This is a genomic window from Nodosilinea sp. FACHB-131, assembly GCF_014695395.1.
Classification (GTDB): Bacteria; Cyanobacteriota; Cyanobacteriia; order Phormidesmidales; family Phormidesmidaceae; genus Nodosilinea.
On sequence record NZ_JACJOF010000027.1, the window covers coordinates 45,498 to 66,799 of the forward strand.

Genomic DNA, 21,302 nt, shown 5'->3' on the forward strand with positions numbered 1-21,302 from the left:
CTCAGTTACTGGTCCCTACTGCGCCGCCGCTGCTAACGGCTAGCTGGCTGACAGCGGTTTGCCAACTGCCAATCAGAGCTGGCGACCACCGCCAGTTGAGGGACAAGGCATTGGGATTAACCATAGTGGAGTCGAGGGCCAGGGTCTGAGCGAAGTAAGATTGGGCCTGCTGTCGGAGCTGGGCCTGCTCTTCAGCGGCAATGGCCAGCTCGCTATTCTTGTGGTAAGCCAGAGCCAGCCCCGCGTAGGCGTTGACCGTTACGGGAACGGCCACCTGGGGATCGTCGGGGTTAATGTCGCGCCGCTGGCGCTGGTCAATGTCGATCGCCCGTTGCCAGGCTGTTGTGGCCTGGTCATAGTCATTTAGAGCCATGTGGGCAAACCCCAACGCCACCCAGGCCTCAAGAAAGTCGGGGCGACCTTCAGTGGCCTGGGTCCAGGCGCGTAGGGCATCGCTGGGGGAGGTATCGGCGACGCTGCTAGCGACCATTTGCTGCCAGGCCAGTCGCCCCCGTACATAGGCAAGGTCTGGGTCGAGCAGCTGTGACCCAGCGATAGCGCTCACCGCTGACTCAGCGGTGGTCAGGTCGTTGCGATCGAGCAGCTGTTCGATCAGGGTGCGGGCGGTGTCGGTACGCCCTAGGGCGATCGCATTTAGGGCACCCGACAACAGCGCCGGGCTGGCAGCAGACGAGATCCCGCCAGCGTCACTGGCCACCGGTACTTCAACCGGGTCGCTCACCGGGGGGCGGTTGACGGTGGTCAGGGTGATGGTGGCCAGCCCCAGCACTGCCCCTAACCCCGCTAGACCCAAGCTACCCCACACCAGCAAATTAGGAGACACCGACCAGCGCCGAGGCAGCGCCCAAGTCATCGGCGGCACAAGTTCGGCAGTTGAAGTAGCGTTTGGGTTTGGGGGCAGGGGGTACAGTGGCGTAGGGCTGGGCTGGGTCTGGGGTAGCAGGCTTTCGTCAGGATCGGCGATCAGAGGGCGATCGGAGCCTGGTCCGCTGCCATTACTTGAGGGTTGGGGCTGAGACAACCGCTGCACCAGATTAGTCACAGCGGTATCGGCAGGCTCGGGCTGCTCTAGATCTTGCAGCCAGTCGTAGAGGGGTGGGGCAGCGCCGTCAGTGGCGACATCCCTAGCCTGCTGAGTAAAAACCTCTGCCGCCAAACTCGAGATTTCGGGGTCGGTGCTGTAGTCAGGCAGCAACAGGGCAGCCTCGGCTAGGTCAGCATCACTAAAGCCACTTTCTGAGGCAGCGGCGCTGTCATGGGCGTAGAGGTAGCCGTCGAAGTCGGGACGCAGGTAGAGTAGCGGCAGCATCCAAAAGGGCTGATCTGATCCGTAGGCCGACATCAGCCCTTGGCGCACCCGACTGAGGCATAGATCGATGGGGTGGCCCTGGTGCAGGTTGCGATAAAGCAGTTGAGTAAAGGTGAGCGCCACATCGTCGGGGATGCGCTCGGCCATGGCAATGACGCCGGGAACTCCCCGATTCACTAGGGCCTGCACCAGGTTTTGGTCACGCCAGCCGGCCTGAGCATCATCTTGGGGAGTGTAGGCCCCGCGGCAGGAGTTAAACACCGCCAGGCGAACGCCGTTGTTGACTAGCAGACCCGCAAGGTCTTCGCCGCTGAGCCTTTCGGTCAGACCGGTCTGACGATTGACTAGAAACAGATCACCGCCAGTATCGCCGGCTTCGCTATGGCCGGCATAATGAAGAATTTGGAACTTGCCCTGCTCCAGGGCCTGGGCCAGCTCAGGCCGTCCCGGCTGTTCTAAAATCGTCAGGTCCAAGGTTAGATAGCCGGGCCGAGTCGCTTGAAGACTATCAATTAGACTTTGCACCTCCTGGCGCAGGGCCAAGCGCTCCTGATCGCTGGGGGCCGAGATAATCACCAGTAGGCGGATAGGATCGCGGGCGGGAGAGAGTGGCACCATGGCCGCCAGATCGCTGACCGTCTGGGCTTGGTAATAACGGCACAGGGTCACGTCGAGACCTGTGGCTAGGGGGCGATCGTCGCCATAAAGCAGTTCCCAAGGTAGGCGCTGCACTCGGCTGTCTTTAAACCCTAAGCGCAGCCGCAGGGGTTGCCGCCGGTTTTGAGCAACCCCTTGGGCAGCGACCCAGCTATCGCGAATGCGCCCTTGAAACAGGCCCTGATAGAGGGTTTGACCAAGCTCAGTCCAAGGGTCGGGGGCAGTAGAGGCTGTGAGCAGGGCCTGTAGGGGATCCTGAAACAAGGCCTCGGCCTGGGCTAGCCAGATTGCTAGGGGCCAAGTGACCTGAGCCTCGGCCAAGGGTACCCCGGGGGCCACATCTTCGGTGCGCAGCAGGTAGGTGTCTGGCCCCAGGGGGGTGATCGAAAGCTGAAATTCCTGGGTCACGGCCTGGGTCACGGGCGGTAGGGGGTGAATTTCTTTCACGGTAGCTCGCTGGGCTGCTCTCGGCGAGAGGGGCGGCGGGGTTGTTAACAAACTCTGGTTAGATCGCCCGTGAGGTATGGGGATGGCGCTATGATGGCTTGTCTTTAATTACAGGGCCTCGGTGACGAATTCCTGGCGTAATTTTGGTGGTTGGGGCAGTGGGTTGAGCCGCCGGTGCTCTCCTAAAGCCGCGATGCTGCGATCGCTCACCCTAGCCACCTACATGGCTTTGCTAGCGGCAGTTCCAGGGCGGGGAGAGATTATCTCCGTGGAGTTGGACGGATTTGAGGTGCCACCCCTGTCCGAGGCTGAACAGACCCGACTCGATGCCCTGCTTGGGGTGCGGCAGATTGAGGTGCTGAGCACCCTCAGCCCTGACGGCTCTACCCTGGTGGTGGCCGTCAGTAGCCGCATTTTTACAGAAGATCGCAGTCTGCACTTCCTCAACTTGCGCACCGGGGCCTTGAGCGACGCTCTCGCCCTGGAGTATGACATGGTCAGTCCCGACCTGCCCCTGCGCTGGATCAGCAACGACACCCTACGGTTTGTGCAGCAGGATCCCTATGGCCCCTGGGAAATTATTAGTGTCAATCGGGTGACGGAGATCGCATCGCGCACCCAGGTTTATCCCACTCAGCCCGAAGAGGGAGAAATCTTGGGCATGGCCCCCGACTTCTCTAAGTTTGCCCTGCGGGTCTATGGCGAAGACGAGGACACCATCTATGTGGTGTTTTTGCCGTCGCTGCGCCGGGTGGAGGTAGCCAAACTGCCCGAGGGGTTACAGATTCAGCCGCTGGCCTGGTCGGAGAGCGGCGATCAGGTGGCCCTAGTGATGTCGTCGGGGGAGGAACGCCGCCTGTACGATCGCACCCCCAACACTCCCAGCTTGGCCAAACCCGTTGTGCAAGATGCCCTGGGTCGCCTAGATCCGGCGGATAACCCCTTTCACCAGCACAGCACCGTGCGGGTGTTTGACTTCACCCAATCTGAACCGCTGCGCCTAGAGCTAACGGCCCCCGCCTACGGTGGCGACCCCTTTGCCGGAGCCAGCCTCAGCCCCGATGGCCAACAGCTGCTGCTCAAGCGCTATCGGCCAAGCGTGGTGGCGGGCCGGGAGCATCCCTCCTACGTGTTTCCTGAGTTGGCCTACTTTGAGGTGTATGACCTGGCGGGAACGGTGGTGGATACGATCGCGGCTGACGCCCTGCGGGGGCCAACGGAGTCGGGAGGGCAGTTTTTGGGCGGCGATCGTCTGCTATTTTGGGGCACCGAGGGCATCAACCGCCACCTGCATGTCTACGACCTAAACCAGCGCACCCTCACTCCCCTGCCGCTGCCACCGGGGTCCGTGGATGCGGCATCGATTGTTGCCAGTGAGAATGGCGACACCGTGGTCTACGGCTTTTCATCGGTGACGCAGCCGCCGGAGTTGTTTGCACTCACGCCTGATGGCGAGTCGGAGCCGCGATCGCTTACCACCATCAACGAGGCCGTTGCTAGCAGCAACCGGGTGCGGATGGATCCGGTAAGCTTTACCACTGCTCAAGGGGATCGTCAAGGCTTTCTGATTCAACCCGCGGGCAGCGCCTTTCCGCCCCAAGGGGTGCCGATCGTAGTGTGGCAACAGGGGGGGCCGGGCTTCTCGATGGCGAATGAGTTTGCCACCGAGGTCGAAATGCCGCTGAATCTGCTGCCCAACTTTGGGCTGGCGGTGCTGGTGGTGCCGCTGTCGGGGCGCGAGGGTTTTGGCCCTGAGTTTTACCGGGCCCTGGCCGACAACCAAAACTTTGGCCAGCTTGACCTCCAAGAGGGGGCCGAGATCGTTCGCCAAATGATCCAGCAGGGGTGGACAACCGCCGACCAGGTGGGGATCACGGGCTGCTCCTACGGAGGCTACTACACAGCCCAGTTCACCAGCCAATACCCACAGTTGGCGGCGGCGGCCAACCCCCAGTGCTCGCTGCTCGACACGCTGACGGAGTGGCAGCTGGGCTATTCGTCGCTGCTGTCGTACCTGGTGGGGCAAACGCCGATGGAAGCTCCTAGCACCTACCTGCAGACGTCGCCGCTTTACAATGCGGCATCGATTCGCACCCCCACGCTGTTGTTCCACGGGGCTGAAGATTTTTTGCAGGTCGATGTAGCTCGCAACTTCCACGATGTGATTGAGCGGGCAGAAGTGCCCGTTACCCTCTATGAGTTTCAGGGGGTAGGGCACAGCCTCTATGGGTCGGGCCATCAACCCCTAGCAGCCCAGCTGCAAATCGAGTTTTTTCGGCAATATTTGGAGCCTTAGGCCAGGATAACTGTACCTAGCCCGCTGTCTCAGTTGCTCACCAACGCCTACTAAGCACTAGAGGGTTGTTTAGGCATTGTCGAGGGGGCGGAGATGTTAAGTGAAGCGTTTCAGCGGGGTTTGAAAGGGGTGGCAGCGGCGGCGGGGTTTGTGTTGATCGGGGCGCTAGTGGCGCTGGTGCTGTCTGAATTTCAGGGGGAGTTTGAGATGGAATTGCAGAATGGGGGAGGCTATATCAGAGTCGTGGGACCGGCCGGGCAGTGTGAGCTGCCAGATGACCTCAGCTCAAGCGATTCGTAGAAGTCCGATGTTCGGACTAGGAGGGCATGGTATCCCGGCTTTACTCAGCCGGGATTTTTTTGGCTCCTCTTCGTTCTTTTGCTGTGGTTGCCGCCATTGGGCGATCGCAGCCGACCAACCTAGTAGACGTTGCGCAAAAAACTGCCGCAGCAGGGCCACGGCAGTCGGGGTTCAAGCGTCCCTCTCACGCAAACGGGAGCTTGGCGGATGGTTGGGCGTTTCTAGGCGGCCAGAGTTTTGCGCTTGAAGGTGTTGAGACCGGCGTATTGAGCTTTGGCACCCAGTTCTTCTTCGATGCGCAGCAGCTGGTTGTACTTCGACAAGCGTTCGCCTCGGCAGGGAGCACCGGACTTGATTTGGCCGGTCATCGCGCCCACCACTAAATCAGCAATGAAGTCGTCGGGGGTTTCGCCAGAGCGGTGGCTGACCATGCAGGTATAGCCTGCATCATGGGACATTTTGATGGCTTCGAGGGTTTCGGTAATTGAGCCGATTTGGTTGACCTTGACCAGGGTCGAGTTGCCAACGCCGTCTTTGATCGCCTGGGCAATAATGGCGGGGTTGGTTACAAAGGCGTCGTCGCCGACCAGCTGAATGCGATCGCCCAGCCGCTGAGTCATGGCCTGCCAACCCGCCCAATCCTGCTCGCCGAGACCATCTTCAATCGACACAATGGGGAACTGGCCAACCCAGCTTTCCCACAGATCGATCATGTCAGCGGTGGACTTGCGGCTGTTGTCGGACTTGTAGAACAGATAGCTGCCGTCCTCTTGGTACAGCTCGCTGACGGCGGGGTCGAGGGCGATCGCAATGTCATCTCCAGGCCGCAGACCGGCTTTCTCAATGCCCTTGAGAATTACCTCGATCGCTTCCACATTGCTCTTGAGGTTGGGGGCAAAGCCGCCCTCGTCACCAATGGCGGTGCTATAGCCCGCCGCCTTCAGCACCGACTTTAAGGCGTGGTAGACCTCGGCCCCGTAGCGCAGCGCCTCAGAAAAGGTCGGCGCACCCACCGGAGCAATCATAAATTCTTGGAAATCGACGCTGTTGTCGGCATGGGCACCGCCATTGATGATGTTGAAGCAGGGCACCGGCAGCAGCACCGAGTCGGGTCCACCCAAATGGACGTAGAGGGGGATATCGGCTGCGATCGAAGCCGCCCGCGCCACTGCCATCGACACGCCCAAAATGGCGTTAGCGCCCAGGGTGCCCTTGTTGTCGGTGCCATCTAGAGCCAGCATTTTGTGATCTACAGCGGCGAGATCCATCGCATCCATGCCGAGAATGGCTGGGGCAATGGTGTCGTTGACGTTGGCTACAGCTTTGAGCACCCCTTTACCACCGTAGACGGCTTTGTCGTCGTCCCGCAGTTCTAGGGCTTCGCGAATACCGGTGGATGCTCCAGAAGGCACACCAGCCCGACCCTTAGCCCCACCTTCTAGCACTACATCGACTTCAACTGTGGGGTTGCCCCGTGAATCTAAAATCTGCCTACCGTGAACCGATGTAATTGCGACCATAACCACTACTCCGTTGGTAATTCCATAGACCGTTGCCACCCCGCCATTGAGGGCGCACGTGCTGAAGCGTTAAATTATCCTGTAGTATCCTACCGGGTGAAAGCCCTCTTCTGACGTCACTTCGACCACCGTTTGGGCAGTCAGCGCGACGAGTCGATTCGTTTCGGCGCAACGGCTTAAAGCCCCACCACACCGATTGGGCGACCTCTACCCACTAGGAACCGTTTCCATAAAAATCACGGCCGACAGTATCTCGATAGCATTGCTAATGCCCCTGCATAGTACTGGCATCAGATTAAGACTTCACGAATGCTTAGAATCCCATAAGCATTCTTCTGCTCAGCAGACGCCTTGGTATTTAAGGAGTTTTTGGGGGATGGCGCTGGCTATCTCGTAGCGTATTGGCCGCCGCTGAGTTCTATCAACTCAGCGGCGGCCGAAACCTATCAGCAGTTTGAAGGCCAAAGAAATGTCGAGTGGCAGAGATTGTTTTAGATTTAGCTAAAGCAATATTAGGAGTAGTCTCTTTCCTCAATGAGATCGCCCTGCTTGTTGTGAATACAGAGTTCTGTCTTTTGGGCTTTAGCTTCTTCCTTAGCTTTCTCTACCACATCTGCTTTTTTACTTCCCTGGGCAATCCGCTTTCGGCCTTGGGTCGCAATCCAGCCCGACTCTTCCGGGTCAGCAAAAACGTGAATGGGCTCTTCATTGCCTTTTTCATCGTCGGCAGCAACGGCCTGACCTGTAGTGCCGCCGGTATTTTTCTTGGCGATTTGCTTATGGCGGCGTTTGGCCCATTTTTCTGATTGGGCGGTGGCGATCGCGATCGCCCGACCTTCTCCATATCCGTCGCCTAATAAAGCATTGGCAATATCAATCGCCTTCCGCCGCACCTCGGCGGTCAGATTCTTCATAGAGGCTGGATAGTCTTCGTAGGTCCAGGGCATCTTTACTGCAAAGTCTGCTAGATTTCACCTGTCTCTAGATTCGCGCCGCTTTTAATAAGCTTCAACTGTCCAAAGAGTGACTTCATCAAATCATCAAGTTAGTAATCTAGTAGCTGTAACTGTCGATGTTTCCAGGAGTCGTTGTAAAGATCGACATAGCGGTGAAAGAGCTGCATAGCTTGGCTCGATCGCCGTTTTTCTGAGGCTTGGCTGAACAGCCGATCATAGTTGCGTCTAGCTAGATGGCTCAGATAGGGCAGGTCCTCTAGAAGAGTAAGGCTAGAAGCCAGAATTAGCATAGCTTTAAGCAATTCCTTAGGCCATGCCAAGTTGCTAAACATTTGAATCGATAGGTGGTGTTCTTCAGCGTTGAGAGGCACCACATTAAAGAGAACGCGAATAAACTTTTGACCGTAAGCTGGTACTTTTAGCTCGATCTGGTGAGGCGAATGAATCGTTAGCTCCACTTCAACAACTGGATTTCGCCACAACCGAAGAACGTTAAAGGGAGAATCCAGCATCGTTTCGAAGCAAATCTTGCCGCCCTCTTCGGTTTTTTGAAAATCGCTGACCTTGACTACCTTTAAATTTCCCAAGCTAAATCGGTGAATGTCTTCCAAATGTTGAACATTGAGCAGGTGGTAAACCTGACATAGGTAGGGAAACGGTAGCCGGTAGGTCTGTTGAGCGATGTAGTCTGAGGCTGGGGCGATCGCAGATTTGATCTGCTTGGCCTCCTCCATAGAGATCATGGCGGGAACATCTTCAGCCAAACCAATGCAAATCCAGCCCAGTAGAATAACTAGCCCTATTAAACAATAGGAAATATTGGTCACATCAAGGACAGGACTGGAAAAGGCGGCCAAACCGCGATCGACTGCTCCATAAACAATCGCCGGAATTGCTAGAAGCCACAAACCATACTTAAAAATATTGCGCTTTAGAGCATCTTCCACAGGAGAAGGGCCCTCACTGATGGATGTCAAGTAAGCCTGTACCTTGTCTGGCCGATACATAAAAATCCCCTTTTACTGGGAACAAGAAAAAATCTTTACTTAACTAGACATTAATTTTTTCTTTGCACTATCAACCTCAACCTCAAGAATGAGATGGTCCGACGATCTATAGATAGGTAGATTCAAAAAATCTTTCGATATACTCCCTGTTCTCAAAACTCAGGAGCAGAAAATTGTGTTCATAGGCACTAATTAAATCAGCGCCTATGAATACACATTTTCAGGATTGAACTCTGAAGGGTGGCGTACTACCACCCGGAGCGTTGGCTCGACAGGTGATGCGATCGCATTCAGCCAAAAATCATTGTTTATAGGAGCGTTGTCACATGCGCAGTGGGCAAAAACTAGCCCCTATACTCTATAGAAATTCAGACATTCACTTCAGCCTGGCGTAGGTTTTCGTGAATCTCCAATTGGCGAGAATTCATTGTTGCTTTGAATAGATCTGTGGACAGCGCTTGCTCCACTGGATACACGCCAGGACGGTTGAGCTTACCCGCTAGCATCAGCTCTGCGATACTGCCTGTGCCTAGGCCAGTAGCGATCGCAGCGCTTTCATGGGCAAAAGTGCTGACATAGTGAGCATCCTGGCCTCCTTGCTGCCCCTTGATGTCACAGCGCATAGCCACCCCAGTACCGCTAAAGCGATCGGTCACACTAGTCATAGAATGACTGACATGGGCTAAAAATTCTACCGTTTGCCGGTTGCGCAGCACCAATGGTGGCACCCAGTTGGCCATTGCCCAAGTAGCGTGATTATAAAAGTCGGGCACTACGCCAAACTTTGTAATGACATTATCTACCGGAAAGGTTTGCTGTAGAGTAATCGACTCGGGCATGTCATACCAGTAGACATTGGCCTTGCCATAGGGAGCCGGGAACTCCAAAGTTTCCCGACCTGAGTAAGGTTTAACCGATTGCCAGATACCGTTCAGCCAGGCCTCGAAGGGGCGTTGCAAACCAATAAAAGTGGTTCGCATCACCGTCACGCCAGCACCACCAGAACCAGCAACGATATAGCTCAGTTGAATCGAGGTCGCTTTGTCTAAGGCTTCGACCCCCTGGCGCACCATGCTGTTTGAGATACCAGGAAATACCCCAGTATTGATGACGGCTGTCACCCCAGCAGCCTCGGCCTCGGCGTGCAGGGCCAGGGCTTTGCGGGTAAAACTGCGTTCATCACTAACGTCGGTGTAGCCGACCCCCTGATCAATACAGGCTTGCAAAACACCAACATCTCGGTAGTGAAAAGGGCCAGCCGAATGGATGACCAAATCTGCCTTAGAGACCGCTGTTTCCACCTCCGGTTGATTCGTCAGGTCCAACAGCTGAAACTGCACTTTGGAACCCAAGCGTTCTAAGGCAGCGGTACCCAGTTGGGGGTTGCGCCCGGTAATTGTCACTTCAGCGTCAGTGTGAGCCAAAATGTCTTTAGCAATACTGCCGCCGATCCGTCCGCAGCCGCCGATAATTAGTACTCGTTGCATAATTTGTGGTTAATATCTGCAATTCGTGGCTACCAAAAGTTTTAGAGGAATGGAAGTTAAAAACTAACTAAGCAAAACTTTTCAACTAGCATCTTTTGATAACTGCGTTAAGGCTGTCCGTGAAATATCGCTATCAATCTATTTTTGCAATAAGGCAGCCTCAAACTCACACTGGCACCATTCCAAGCCTGACCAACTCTAGATTGGTCAGCTCGTGGTTGAACAATATTTAAAAGTTTAAGGTTTCTCAACCTGTTCACCCTCTTACCTGGGAGGGAATAGGTTAGGGGATCAAAGGTATAGCTGCTTGAATACAAAGGTTTCTGAGAGCAGCAATGTTAGCTTAGCTGCTTACGCAAGAGCTCTGTATGGCTGGCTAGCGTCTCGCCACCGGCCTCGGCCAGGGCCTTTACATACTTTATTTTGAACTTGTCTAGGGCGCTGACCAACCTTGATTCAATTTCTTTCCGGGTATTGTATTGACTCAGTTCACTGGCGATCGCCTCTCGCAGATTGTGCTGTAGGCGAGCGGTAATTTCTGCGCCTCTAGCGTCTAGCAAACTCCCCGCAACACTGCGATAAAGGCCCTGGGCTACCGAATGAGACAAGTGCTTAATCATCTGCACAGACACCTGTTCTAAACCCGGTAGATAGTTGAGCTGGGGGTATCCTGGCATCTGCTCCAGGGTTCTGGCAATGCTGTGCTGCACCAGCTCTTCAATGTCGGGTTGAACCTGGGGCAAGATGTTGTCTACCCCAACCTGATAGAGGCGGCTGCTGATCGCCGTGATCTCTTCCTCAGCCACTAGATCAACTGAGTTTTCAGAGTCAGCCACTGGGTCAATTAAGGCGATCCAATTCAGCAGCTCTCCCTGCCGGATCGAATCCTGAAGTTGCTCGATGATCTCAATGCCGGCAATACCGGCGATGTCAGCCCCAACCGTTACGATTACATCCCGCTGCGCCTCAGCCTGCACCGGTTCTAGCGCTAGCAAATCCACTTGATACAAGCGTAGCGCCACCGGCAAAGCTCGCCACCCGCGCCAAAATGGCAGCAGCAAGAACAGGTCATACCATCGCCGTAGGCTAGCCTCTACCCAAGTTAGATCCGGGTTGCGCCGCCGGGTAGCATTGATGCGCGCCAAAATGTCTACCGCGAAAATGAGAACAAACGGCAGATCAATCAGCCAGAAATGGTCTGTTGGTGCACCCCATCGGTTGACGGTGCGGTAATAGTTGCCCCGAAAAAAGGGCTGAATTTGGCGGTCCCAAAACTCAAGCTCCGTTTGCCAACTCGCCTGTTCGAGGTAGTCTGCACTCCAAAATTGGGTGAATGCATCTTGGGCCGAGGACTGGCCTGTGCGCGATCGCAGGGCTTGCTGAATGGCAACCAGGGCAAGGTCACCGTGGGGCTCAGCAAAGGCGCGCTCTGTCGACAGTTGCTGGCTGAGGTTCTGCAAATCCGATAGCGAATCTTGGGTGGGCTGCGATCGTAGCCCAGCCTCCTCAAGCTGGTTTTTGAGTTGTCCAACCTGAGCTGAATAACGCTCGGTTAGAGGATGGGCCTCGATACCTTTAACTGGGTCATAGACCTGCGTAACGGCAGATAAATACTGCCTATAAACCGGCCGCAGATTGAGGTAGGTTATATCGAAAACGACCAGCACCAAATTGACGAGAGCGATGATGGCGATAACACGCTCTAGGTGGGGATAATGGCGTTCAAAGTAAGGCTTAAACTTAACCATGGATGAGCGGCCTAGGAGCACAAGGACTGAGCTACCGGCATTGGACTCAAGTAGAGTAAGTCCGTATAGCCGCTGCCTCAAGCTTTGATTATTGTTCTCTTAGCTAGCTTCGCCATCAATCATCGGTAGTAGTTGCGATCGCTCCCCTTATCAGCACCATCCACCAATCGGTGCCGGTTCTGGCTTCTGGAGCAGAACGTTCAACCAGTTGTCCGCGCGAGTCCATTTGCACCCTGAGGTGGGTGAGTTTACCTCCGGCAACAGGAGCCCGATCCGTAGCCTTCAGCCTCAGGAGACCGAAGCTTCGGCACTGGCCAAACTGCCCTGGCAGCGGGGGCAAAGGCCGAAAAACTCCAGGGTATGGTAGAAAATTTTGAACTCATGGGCCTTGTGCAGCTGCTTCTCCAGCTCGTGGACGGGGCACTGGTCGATGGCGATGGTGTTGCCGCACTGAAGGCAGGTAAGGTGGTGGCGGTCTTCTTGAGGCAGGCTATAGAGCGCTTCCCCCGAGGGCAGGGTGCGCATCTGCACCGCCCCCTCCAGCTTGAGAGCATCAAGCGCTCGGTAAACCGTGGCAAGCCCCGTGGTGTTGCCGTCCTGCCGCATTTCAACATAGAGAGCTTGGGCCGAAATCGGCTTACTCAAACCCTTTAAAACGGTCAAAACTTTCTCTTGGCTGCGGGTGCGTCGTACCATGCTGGCTCACTTGTACTGACTCAATTTTATCAATCGGTTGATACGGTAGGATGAGGGGTACAAACTATTGTGATTTTCCCTGCCACCGGAGTCAGCCTTGCCCCACTACAGCGCTCGCATCTACGTCACCCTGCGCCCCTCCGTACTTGACCCGGCGGGCACAGCGGTGCAGTCCGGGCTAGCCCACATGGGCTACAACAATGTGGGGCCAATTCGCATTGGCAAATACATTGAGCTGACCCTAGAAGCCGATAGCGAAGCCGCCGCCAGTCAGCAGCTCGATCGCATGTGCGCTCAGCTCTTGGCCAACCCGGTGATTGAAAACTATCGCTTTGAGCTGCAAACCCTAGCAACCGCCTAAGTCAGAAAGGTGAGGACGATGAGGTGTTGAGGTAGATAGGGAAGAACATCAACTTCATTCTTCCCCACCCCTCACCTTCCCTACCCCCTCACCTTCCCTACCCCCTCACCTTCCCCACCCCCCACTCCCATGAAATTTGCCGTCATCGTCTTCCCTGGGGCCAACTGCGATCGCGACGTGGCCTACGTCACCCGCGATATTCTTGGACAGCCTACCCGCATGGTTTGGCATGAAGACAGCGACCTGAGCGATGTGGATATCGTGGTGGTGCCCGGAGGCTTTAGCTACGGGGATTATCTGCGGTGTGGAGCGATCGCCCGCTTTTCACCTGCCATGCAGGCTACAGTAGAGCATGCCAAAGCGGGTAAGCCAGTGCTCGGCATCTGCAACGGATTTCAGATTTTGACCGAGGTGGGGCTGCTGCCGGGGGCGCTGGTGCGCAATCGGGACATGCGGTTTATCTGCGATCGCGTGCCCCTCAAAGTCGAGCGCACCAACCTGCTGTGGACGGCGGGCTATACCGCTGGCCAAGTGATTACTCTGCCCATTGCCCACGGTGAGGGCTGTTACTACGCCGACGAAGCGACCCTGGCCGAGCTAGAGGCCAATCAGCAAATTGTGTTTCGCTACAGTGGCCTAGATGGGTCTGTGGATGAGAAATCTAACCACAACGGCTCTCTAGGCAACATTGCGGGTATCTGCAACCGAGCGGGCAACGTGCTGGGCTTGATGCCTCACCCCGAGCGGGCCGCCGATGCGGTGCTGGGCGGGGTAGACGGGCTGCCGCTGTTTGAAAGTTTGGTGCGATCGCTAGTAGCCGCCTAGTACTTCCCTGCTCCTAAAAACCGGCATCTGCGCCCCAGTCTTCTATCGCTTGTCAAAATTGAGTGGGTGGACTACTGAGGTCAGCTTCGTCATTGCTTCAAAAATATCTGCCTTCCAGGACATAAACTTCACCAAAACCCTTGTCACGGTGGTGAACCTGGGTACACTTAACCCTCAAGGAAGCAACCTTGGTCTGGGTATCGTCGTGGGCCAGAGTTGGCAGGTTGTGGGTTGCCGTGACGGTAACCCGTTGCTGTTTTGTTCGATTAAACCCTGAGCCAAAACGGCTTGGGCCTATGGCTGTAGGAGACCCCCATGTCAGACTCTGACGAATGGCTCAGTAGCGCCCTGGCCTACCGCCCTACGGTCTATGAGTATTGCCAGCTAGCTCTGCTCCCCACACTTGATCAGGCGGCCGCAGAGCGCATGGGCGAGATTTTGCAGCAGGCCGAAGCAGAGCCGTTGCTCAACTTTTTGATTGATGAAGCCGATGAGCTAGTGGCGCGCTTGCAGCCCTGTCTCAGCCCTCAGACGCTTCACCAGCAGCAGCGGCGGCTCCAGGGCGCGATCGATGCGCTTTGGGTGAACGAACTGTTAGCCGCCTACGGGCCGTGCTCAAAAACCGGTCTTTAAACGGTTTGTTAAAGCGGGCAGAACAAGCCATTCCAGGACTTTGTGGGCGGAAACTGCTTCACGGTTAAGACACCCATTGCGGGGGATATCTATCTGTGGTTTCTAAGCGTTGGCTAGTGCAGGTATGTCGGCATCGATCGTGCGATCGCGGCGGTTCGGCAGCGGTGCTGGCGGCGTTTCAGCAGCACCAGAGCCCCAATATTCTAGTGGCCGAGAGTGATTGCATGGGCCAGTGTAGCGCTGGGCCGACGGTTAAAGTAATGCCCGGCAATACTTGGTACTGCCGGGTCACCCCTGAGGATGTGTCGAGAATTGTGGAGCAGCATTTGGTGGGAGGAGAGTTGGTGCGCGATCGCCTGCACCCCCGCTTTCATCCCCCAGAAGAGTTCTCAGTTCAAGATTTGTAGGCTGGGCACCGTTACCCACAGTTCTTGAAGCACTTTCCCCTCTATGGAAGCTGCACCGGCACCTTAGGAGAAGAGGCCAACGGCACTCTGGCATATCCACTGTTGCCGCTATCCACCGATTGAGCGGATAGCGGCACTAGGTGCTCTTAATTACTGCTGTATCTGAGCCATCGCCTCTGCGGAGGGCCGCACCACGCGACGAGCTAAACCCAGTTTTTCTAACAACAGAATGGCGTACCAGGTAACATCGACTTCCCACCAGCGCCAGCCAGCCGGGGCCACGTTAGGAAACGCGTGGTGGTTATTGTGCCAGCCTTCGCCGTAGGTGAGCAGCGCCGTCCACCACAGATTGCCCGAGCTGTCTTCAATGTGAAAGCGACGCTTGCCCCACATGTGGGTTGCTGAGTTGATTAGCCAGGTTGAGTGCCATAGAAGTGCAATTCTAAGAAAGCCACCGTAGATTACAAAAGACCAGCCGCCAAAGGCAAAGAGGGCGATCGCAACCGGCACTTGCAGAAATAGAAAGTTGCGATCGAGCCAGCGGTAGTAGGGGTCGCGGGCAATATCCGGGGCATAGCGACGGTAGATCTGGCCGTTAAAGACTGCCGGGTTGCGGTACACCATCCACAACATGTGGCTCCACCAAAACCCACGACTGGCGGCGTAGGGATCCTTTTCAGCATCCTCAGTGTAGAGGTGGTGCTGACGATGCCCTGCCACCCAAAAGATTGGGCCACCCTGGAGCGCCATCGCGCCAATGGTGGCGATCGCATACTCTAACCATTGGGGCACCTGCAAACTGCGGTGGGTGAGCAGTCGGTGATAGCCCAAACAAATGCCGATGCTGCCAAACAGCCAGTGCAGCGCCACCATCACCCCTAGGGCCGACCACGAAAAGAACCACGGGGCCAGCAGGGCAACGCCGTGAATGGTGGCTAAGAAGCCGACTAATGTCCAATCTAAGTCTTTAATTCCCCGTTTCTCTGGGGCCTGTTTCAGTAACGTTGTCATAGCACGTCCTTTTCTTCTTTTAGGGTTTAAACCCTCGAGCAGTTTGTTAACCCGACCGAGGGGAAGTCCTTGCCCGACTCCTTCGCACCCTCTAGGGACTGGCTGGAGTCTTTTGCAAGTGTCGCTTGCAAATTCATCCTAGCAAACTTTTCTGGTAAAATGCAAGTATCGCTTTCTTTTTGCTATGGCAGCTCAACGTCAATCAGCCCGCCAGCGTCTGGTGGATGCGGCATTTCAGCTGTTTTCTAGCCAAGGGGTAGGCACTACTACTACCCGGCAGGTGGCCGATTTAGCGGGTGTTAACGAAGTCACATTGTTTCGCCAGTTTGGTAGCAAGCATGGCTTGCTTGCAGCGGTCATGACTGAGGCTGAGGTGTTGTCTGGCCCAGATTATGGGTTTGACCTAGCGGCTCTAGCCCAAGCCCCCACTGACCAGGCTTTGAGAGATTTTCTGAGCCAGTGTTTGGCTACCCTCGATCAACTCTCCGAGCTGGTACGGTCGGTGATTGGTGAGGCCGGGCAGTTTTCCGCAGACAATAGCCAGGCTATGGGGCGCGGCCTGCAAACCATTCGCGACTTCATCGCTGAATATCTGGAGGCGCATCTGGCCCCAGGGGAAGCCGCTGGCCTGCCCCCTGAGGAAGTGGCAGGGTTGGTAATGGCGCTGCTTCTGGGCTATGCCGCGATCGACGGCACCACCGCAGGCGCTAACGACAGCGTAGAATTTCACAGTTTATGGGCCAGCAGGAGCGCTTTTATTGAGAATGTCGTCAGCTGGCTGCTCAGCCTCCGGCCCCGTGATGAGTCTGGTCTTGCCACAGCCCAGCCTAGCCTTACTCCCCCCAACACAGAGAGCTGGATCGACCTCCCCGCCCCAGTGGTGCACGAGATTATGCAGGTGGCCCGCAAGGCTGGCAACCAGACCCATGCCCTGATCTACGTGCTGCTGGGGGCTGGGGTGGCGGCAGCAGAGGTGCCGCTACTAACCCGCGCTAGCGCCCTTTACGACAGCAGCCAGCACATTTTGCTAGTTGGCCCTCAGCATCGTCAGGTGCCTCTCAACCAGTGGATTATGGGTCGGCGTTACGGCACCTACACCAAAAACCCGCTTACCCGCTGGCTTAAAAGCCGCAGCGACGCGTCATCAGCCATGTTTTTAGGGCCAGACGATCAGCCAATTACGCCCTTGAGGGTGCGGCAACTGTGGGCCGAGGTGACAACCAGCATCATGTCGCCCACCGGCGAATCGCTTGGCGTTGAGCAGGCCCGCGCCACTTGGTGCGTCGAAATGCTGCTAAGAGGGCTAAATCGTCAACAGCTAAGCCTGCTGAGCGGGCTATCGGTCGAGCTGCTCGACCCGTTGGTGCAAAAAGCCCAGGCGCGATCGGCCTTGGCCCAAGCCCTACGCCTCGATCAACAGCCTGGTTCAGCCCCAGCCAATCTCGATCAGCCTAGTGATATCAGCGCTGGTGCCAAAGATTAGAGCTATAGCAAAAGAGCGAAAAGTAGAAGAGTGAAAAGTAGAAGAGTGAAAATGCCCAACAGGCTTGAATTCTGGTATTTGGGGTGGTCCTAAACTCAGAGCTTCGTCTGCTGTGTGAGCCAAGAACTTTCTGACGCTATGTGATCTAAACGACATCGATCGCTACCCAAACGAATACCGCAGAGAACTCAGGGTAGTAGAGATTGCCGTCGTAACTCTGCCCTTGCTGTAGGGAAACCCGTATGGTTTTGGGTATGAAATAGCACGGAGTAAATCTGTAGTTACGGAGACAATCCTTTGTCGCTACAGGCAGTCGAGCAACCATGGCATTTCCGCAAAGTTTGTCAACGTTTTCTTCAATGAATCAGGTGTTAGAGGCCATTGAAGATCTTTTTGCAGCTGAGTTAGAGCGCACGGGTTCACCTTGGATGAGTAGCCACCGGCTGGGGGAATTGTTTGTGGCAGCCTATGGATTAGACCTGAAGAGACTGATTGAGCAACGAGGCTATGGCAAAGATCTGAGGTATTTTTTGACCAGCAGCAGAAGATTCTCGATTTATAACTATCATCAGCCCGAAAAATATTATCTCGCTCCGCTGAGGCTGGTTGTGCCAAACGTTTTGAAAAGCGGTTGGCTGGCACCGAAGTTACGCCATTGAGTGAATCTTGCTTGAGCAGAGGGCTTTCTAATCCCTACAATCTACGTGAAACCGCATGAACGCCGTCGCTGAGAGCGACGGCGAAGCCTGCTAGGCGTGGTTGTTGGGAGCGGTTATACCAGCGGTAGCCAGGGTAAATCGGTGGGGCCAGGGTCAATGCCAAGCTGACATAGCAGGGTAGTGACTTGGCCACGGTGATGGGTTTGATGGTTAAACAAGTGGGTGACCAGCAGCCAGATGGGCAGCCGACGAACTTGCCGGTCAATGTTGCTGGTGTACTCAAAGGACTGGGCTAGCCAGGCTGGGGTGAAGGTGGCCACCCAGTCTATCAGCGCGGTATCCATCTCAGTGCGAGCCTGGTAGAGTTCGTCGAAGTCGGCGTAGAGGTCTTGGCCCAGGTTGGGGCAGGGCTGGTGGCTAAGGCGGCATACCCAAACGCGATCGCCGTACAGCAAGTGGTTGAGTGTGGCATGGATAGACTTGAAAAACGCGCCCCGGTCGGCCTTGCGATCGCCATCCGAGAGCTGGGCGCAGCAGGCATAAATTTTCCCATTCATCCACTGGTTGTAGCGGACCATGGTGCGGTAGTAGTCGGGATGATTCATGGCTGTGGGTGGAAATTGCTGTTGGGCCAGGGGCCAGGCGGTTCGTCAGGCAGGTCTTCGCCAACGACCTTGGTGTCGTAGCGGGTGAATCCACGCGACTCGTAATTTTTGTAGGCAAAGGGGCCGTCGAGGCTACAGGTATGTACCCATACGCGGCGGGCTCCCCGGCCCCAGGCGCGCTGCGCGCCCACCGTTAGCAGGTGTCCCCCAATGCCCTGGCCAATAAATTGGAGCAGCAGACCAAAACAGGTAATTTCAACATTGCCTTGAGGCTGTTCTTCTAGCTCGATATAGCCCGCTGGGGTACCTGAGATATAAGCCACCCAGGTTTCAACCTGGGGGCGGTTGAGGTAAGTGAGCCAGCGATCGTAGGACCAGGAGAGGCGATCGCACCAGTACCACTGGCCGCCCACGCTGACATAGAGAAATCGGCTCAACTCTGGGCAGGGCACCTCGGCCTGGCGAATCTCCAGATTGGGATGCTCGCTGAGTTTAGGCCGCAGCTGGGCCGGGTCAAGCATTTCCAAATACCAGGTGGTGACATCGATCTGCATCAGTGCAGCAATTCTCCCTTAAAAACGGTAACGGCCTGGCCGCTGAGGCGAATGCGATTCGCGAAGCGATCCGTCCCGGAATCGCTCTCATCCTGCACTTTGACTATGCCGCCCCGAGCCGATGACTGGTGGGCGAGAAAGGTGGTTTTGTCGAGTTTTTCGCGCCAATAGGGGCCGAGGCAGCAGTGGGCCGCCCCGGTGACCGGATCTTCGTTGATGCCGAGGGCGGGGGCAAAAAACCGAGAGACAAAGTCGTAGGGCGCGTCGCCTCGGCTGGTGACAATCACGCCGTGGACCGGAAACTGCCCGAGGGCAACAAAGTCGGGTCGCAGATCGCGTACCGCCGCCGCTGACTCTAGCTCGACCAGATAGCCCAGGGAATTTTCAGCAACGGCTTGGAGGGGTGCGCCTAGCGCCTTTGCCAAACCGTCGGGTTCAGCGATGGGGTGGGACGGGTTAGCCGGAAAATTGAGCTCAATCCAATCGCCGAGGCAGCGGGCCGTGAGCACCCCACTGCGGGTATGGAACGTAGCGAGCTGTTCGTTGCTCAGGTGACCTTCGCTCCACAGCACGTGGCAGGTGGCCAAGGTGGCGTGGCCGCACAGGTCGACCTCGACGGTAGGGGTAAACCAGCGCAGCCGGTAGCCGTCGCCCTCGGGGTAGAAAAAGGCGGTTTCTGAGAGGTTCATCTCTTGGGCCACCTGCTGCATCCAGCGATCGGGGCGGGCCTCGGGTAGGGCGCACACCGCCGCTGGGTTGCCGCCAAAGGCAGCGTCGGTAAAGGCATCAACCTGAGTTAGCGAAATGGTCATTGGGCTCCACCCTTTTCCTTAAAATTTCAGCTAAGTCTAAACGTTTGCCGAATTTGCTCAGCGGTCATAAAGCGGCCATCGGCAGGTGAGTCGTTGGCCATTGCCCCGGCCACTTGGGACAGGGTATTGGGTGTCTTCCTTTGAAAACGCCCCAGGCCAGCATAGCTAACCAGCCCCAGATATTCACGAATGGCCAGCAGCGATCGCTCACGACTAGCCACCCCAATGGGCAGCGGCTCAATGTGAGGGACGACGGCAAACCCCAGCCCCTTAAAGGTTAGCCAGGCCCGCAGCATGTGGGGAGTATCGGTGATTAAAATAACCCGCTTCAACCCCCTAGCGCCAAGGGCGACGGCGGCTGACTCCGCCTCTTGCTTAGTGGTTTTTACGCCAACGGCGCTGAGCATGAGGTTAGGCGACAGGTCGCGCTGATCAAGGGCTTTAAGCACACTGACTCCCTGGGGGAGGCCCATAATTAGGAGATTAGGCGATCGCCCCTCGGCCACCATATCGACCGCTGTATTGTAGCGATCGCCTTGAATGCGGCCGCTCCGGGCCAGCACCACAATGGCATCGGCCGACTCCCCATTGTCTGGGGGCACAAAGCTCGATAGCAGTGCCGTTGCTGGGAGCGAAAACAGCGGCGACATCATAACCCCATAGGCGGCCAGTAGCGCCAAACCCGCCATCGCCATACGCCAACTGGACCCAGGTTCACGGGTGACTAGAACTAGTGTGACAACCACCAGCAAAACCGGGGTAACTTTTTTGGGGCTAAAAAACCAGTAACCCAGCTTCCAGGTCAGTTTTGGCCAACGTCGAGCAAAACCAGTCCGAAGTAGCTCTAGCATGAGTTTCCTAGGCCGTGAGAAAAGCGGGTTTCGAGAAAATTCTCAAGTCCAGCCTACTCATCTGTGCGCTCACGTCAGCACATACCCCGCGCCGTCGAGCAAAGTTTACGGATTTATGTAGTCACCGCAAACCCTGCGGTCTGCCCTAGGCTCCAATCCGGCGGGAAGGTCAGTCGGCTGGCCCGCCCTGTCGGATCGAAGATGTCACCCACTACTGGTAATAGCGCTGGTCAACCCACACCCGCAGCTCTTGCTCAGAGCTGAAGGTACGGCGCTGCTGGTTGACTGGGTCGTAGGCAACAAATAGCGTATTGCCCCGGCGATCGCGCTTCACGGTCACACTTAGGTCTGCGGAACCGCAGAGGTAGGTCAACAGGGCATCGCCCGCCAGACTGAGACGCCGCTTGGCCCCAGCCCAAACCCGAGCAATGGAGTAATCGGACTGAATGGGGCGATCGAGCGGCTCTTGAATTAGCTCAAGCTGAGCGTACAAACTATTCGGTTTCATGGAGCTGTCCTCTTAAAAAGGCGATTGGCCAACGGGAACAGCACGAATCGATTCGGCATAGGTAAAGTTTCTTCGATCTGCCCCTATCGAAACAGAGGCAGTTAGCGTAAATTGTCTTGGTAACAGTTTGGATTTCTATAACTGTTCTG

The 21,302-nt window shown here is 56.2% G+C and carries 21 protein-coding genes; 8 read left to right on the forward strand and 13 right to left on the reverse strand.

Annotated features, from left to right (window positions below):
• Nucleotide 1: 1 nt before the first annotated feature.
• Nucleotides 2-2,407, reverse strand: coding sequence for a CHAT domain-containing protein (locus H6F75_RS16610; RefSeq protein WP_199303987.1), 2,406 nt, complete (start codon nt 2,405-2,407; stop codon nt 2-4).
• Nucleotides 2,408-2,555: 148 nt separating this feature from the next.
• Here H6F75_RS16610 and H6F75_RS16615 point away from each other — a divergent pair, with 148 nt between their 5' ends.
• Both H6F75_RS16615 and H6F75_RS16620 read left to right on the forward strand, forming a co-directional pair.
• A complete protein-coding gene (locus tag H6F75_RS16615; RefSeq protein ID WP_347710666.1) occupies nt 2,556-4,730 on the forward strand; it encodes a prolyl oligopeptidase family serine peptidase in 2,175 nt (724 codons plus the stop codon).
• Between the two features lie 93 nt (nt 4,731-4,823).
• Nucleotides 4,824-5,030, forward strand: a complete 207-nt coding sequence (locus H6F75_RS16620; RefSeq protein WP_190753580.1) for a hypothetical protein — start codon at nt 4,824-4,826, stop codon at nt 5,028-5,030.
• A gap of 221 nt (nt 5,031-5,251) precedes the next feature.
• Here the strand turns inward: H6F75_RS16620 and eno are convergent, their stop codons facing one another.
• The 6 genes from eno to H6F75_RS16650 form a co-directional block, all read right to left on the reverse strand.
• Nucleotides 5,252-6,550, reverse strand: coding sequence for a phosphopyruvate hydratase (gene eno / locus H6F75_RS16625; protein ID WP_190753581.1), 1,299 nt, complete (start codon nt 6,548-6,550; stop codon nt 5,252-5,254).
• 512 nt (nt 6,551-7,062) lie between these two features.
• Entirely contained in the window at nt 7,063-7,497 is a 435-nt protein-coding gene (locus H6F75_RS16630; RefSeq protein ID WP_190753582.1) for a DUF2188 domain-containing protein, read from the reverse strand.
• Between the two features lie 98 nt (nt 7,498-7,595).
• Nucleotides 7,596-8,453, reverse strand: coding sequence for a hypothetical protein (locus H6F75_RS16635; protein WP_190753583.1), 858 nt, complete (start codon nt 8,451-8,453; stop codon nt 7,596-7,598).
• A gap of 428 nt (nt 8,454-8,881) precedes the next feature.
• The gene (locus tag H6F75_RS16640) at nt 8,882-10,000 is read right to left on the reverse strand and encodes a saccharopine dehydrogenase NADP-binding domain-containing protein (protein ID WP_190753584.1); all 1,119 of its coding nucleotides are present in this window, start codon (nt 9,998-10,000) and stop codon (nt 8,882-8,884) included.
• Nucleotides 10,001-10,338: 338 nt separating this feature from the next.
• Nucleotides 10,339-11,748: a hypothetical protein gene (locus H6F75_RS16645; protein ID WP_190753585.1), complete on the reverse strand. Its 1,410-nt coding sequence runs from the start codon at nt 11,746-11,748 to the stop codon at nt 10,339-10,341.
• 288 nt (nt 11,749-12,036) lie between these two features.
• Nucleotides 12,037-12,444: a Fur family transcriptional regulator gene (locus H6F75_RS16650; protein ID WP_190753586.1), complete on the reverse strand. Its 408-nt coding sequence runs from the start codon at nt 12,442-12,444 to the stop codon at nt 12,037-12,039.
• 97 nt (nt 12,445-12,541) lie between these two features.
• Between H6F75_RS16650 and purS the strand changes: the two genes are divergently transcribed.
• From purS to H6F75_RS16670, 4 genes are all read left to right on the forward strand, one after another.
• Nucleotides 12,542-12,805: a phosphoribosylformylglycinamidine synthase subunit PurS gene (purS, locus tag H6F75_RS16655; RefSeq protein WP_190753587.1), complete on the forward strand. Its 264-nt coding sequence runs from the start codon at nt 12,542-12,544 to the stop codon at nt 12,803-12,805.
• Nucleotides 12,806-12,934: 129 nt separating this feature from the next.
• A complete protein-coding gene (purQ, locus tag H6F75_RS16660; RefSeq protein ID WP_190753588.1) occupies nt 12,935-13,630 on the forward strand; it encodes a phosphoribosylformylglycinamidine synthase subunit PurQ in 696 nt (231 codons plus the stop codon).
• A gap of 315 nt (nt 13,631-13,945) precedes the next feature.
• A complete protein-coding gene (locus H6F75_RS16665; RefSeq protein ID WP_190753589.1) occupies nt 13,946-14,263 on the forward strand; it encodes a hypothetical protein in 318 nt (105 codons plus the stop codon).
• A 95-nt stretch (nt 14,264-14,358) separates the two neighbouring features.
• On the forward strand, nt 14,359-14,670 hold the full coding sequence (locus H6F75_RS16670; RefSeq protein WP_190753590.1) for an NAD(P)H-dependent oxidoreductase subunit E: 312 nt from the start codon (nt 14,359-14,361) through the stop codon (nt 14,668-14,670).
• Nucleotides 14,671-14,820: 150 nt separating this feature from the next.
• Here H6F75_RS16670 and H6F75_RS16675 read toward each other — a convergent pair whose 3' ends face one another.
• Entirely contained in the window at nt 14,821-15,681 is an 861-nt protein-coding gene (locus H6F75_RS16675) for a fatty acid desaturase (protein ID WP_190753591.1), read from the reverse strand.
• Nucleotides 15,682-15,865: 184 nt separating this feature from the next.
• Between H6F75_RS16675 and H6F75_RS16680 the strand changes: the two genes are divergently transcribed.
• Nucleotides 15,866-17,164 carry a TetR/AcrR family transcriptional regulator gene (locus tag H6F75_RS16680; protein WP_190753592.1) on the forward strand — a complete coding sequence of 433 codons (1,299 nt, stop codon included), beginning with the start codon at nt 15,866-15,868 and terminating at the stop codon, nt 17,162-17,164.
• 323 nt (nt 17,165-17,487) lie between these two features.
• Nucleotides 17,488-17,823: a hypothetical protein gene (locus tag H6F75_RS16685; protein WP_190753593.1), complete on the forward strand. Its 336-nt coding sequence runs from the start codon at nt 17,488-17,490 to the stop codon at nt 17,821-17,823.
• A gap of 113 nt (nt 17,824-17,936) precedes the next feature.
• On the opposite strand, the gene H6F75_RS16690 is transcribed toward H6F75_RS16685, so the two are convergent.
• The 5 genes from H6F75_RS16690 to H6F75_RS16710 all read right to left on the reverse strand — a co-directional run bounded on the left by H6F75_RS16690 (nt 17,937) and on the right by H6F75_RS16710 (nt 21,153).
• Nucleotides 17,937-18,428, reverse strand: coding sequence for a DinB family protein (locus H6F75_RS16690; protein ID WP_190753594.1), 492 nt, complete (start codon nt 18,426-18,428; stop codon nt 17,937-17,939).
• Complete coding sequence (locus H6F75_RS16695) at nt 18,425-18,982, reverse strand: GNAT family N-acetyltransferase (RefSeq protein WP_190753595.1); 558 nt, start codon at nt 18,980-18,982, stop codon at nt 18,425-18,427. Before H6F75_RS16695 ends, H6F75_RS16690 begins: the two co-directional genes overlap by 4 nt.
• Entirely contained in the window at nt 18,982-19,794 is an 813-nt protein-coding gene (locus H6F75_RS16700; protein ID WP_190753596.1) for a PhzF family phenazine biosynthesis protein, read from the reverse strand. Before H6F75_RS16700 ends, H6F75_RS16695 begins: the two co-directional genes overlap by 1 nt.
• 26 nt (nt 19,795-19,820) lie before the next feature.
• Nucleotides 19,821-20,540 (reverse strand): YdcF family protein, encoded by a 720-nt coding sequence (locus H6F75_RS16705; protein WP_190753597.1) that lies wholly within the window; start codon nt 20,538-20,540, stop codon nt 19,821-19,823.
• A gap of 316 nt (nt 20,541-20,856) precedes the next feature.
• On the reverse strand, nt 20,857-21,153 hold the full coding sequence (locus tag H6F75_RS16710; protein WP_190753598.1) for a hypothetical protein: 297 nt from the start codon (nt 21,151-21,153) through the stop codon (nt 20,857-20,859).
• Nucleotides 21,154-21,302: the final 149 nt, after the last annotated feature.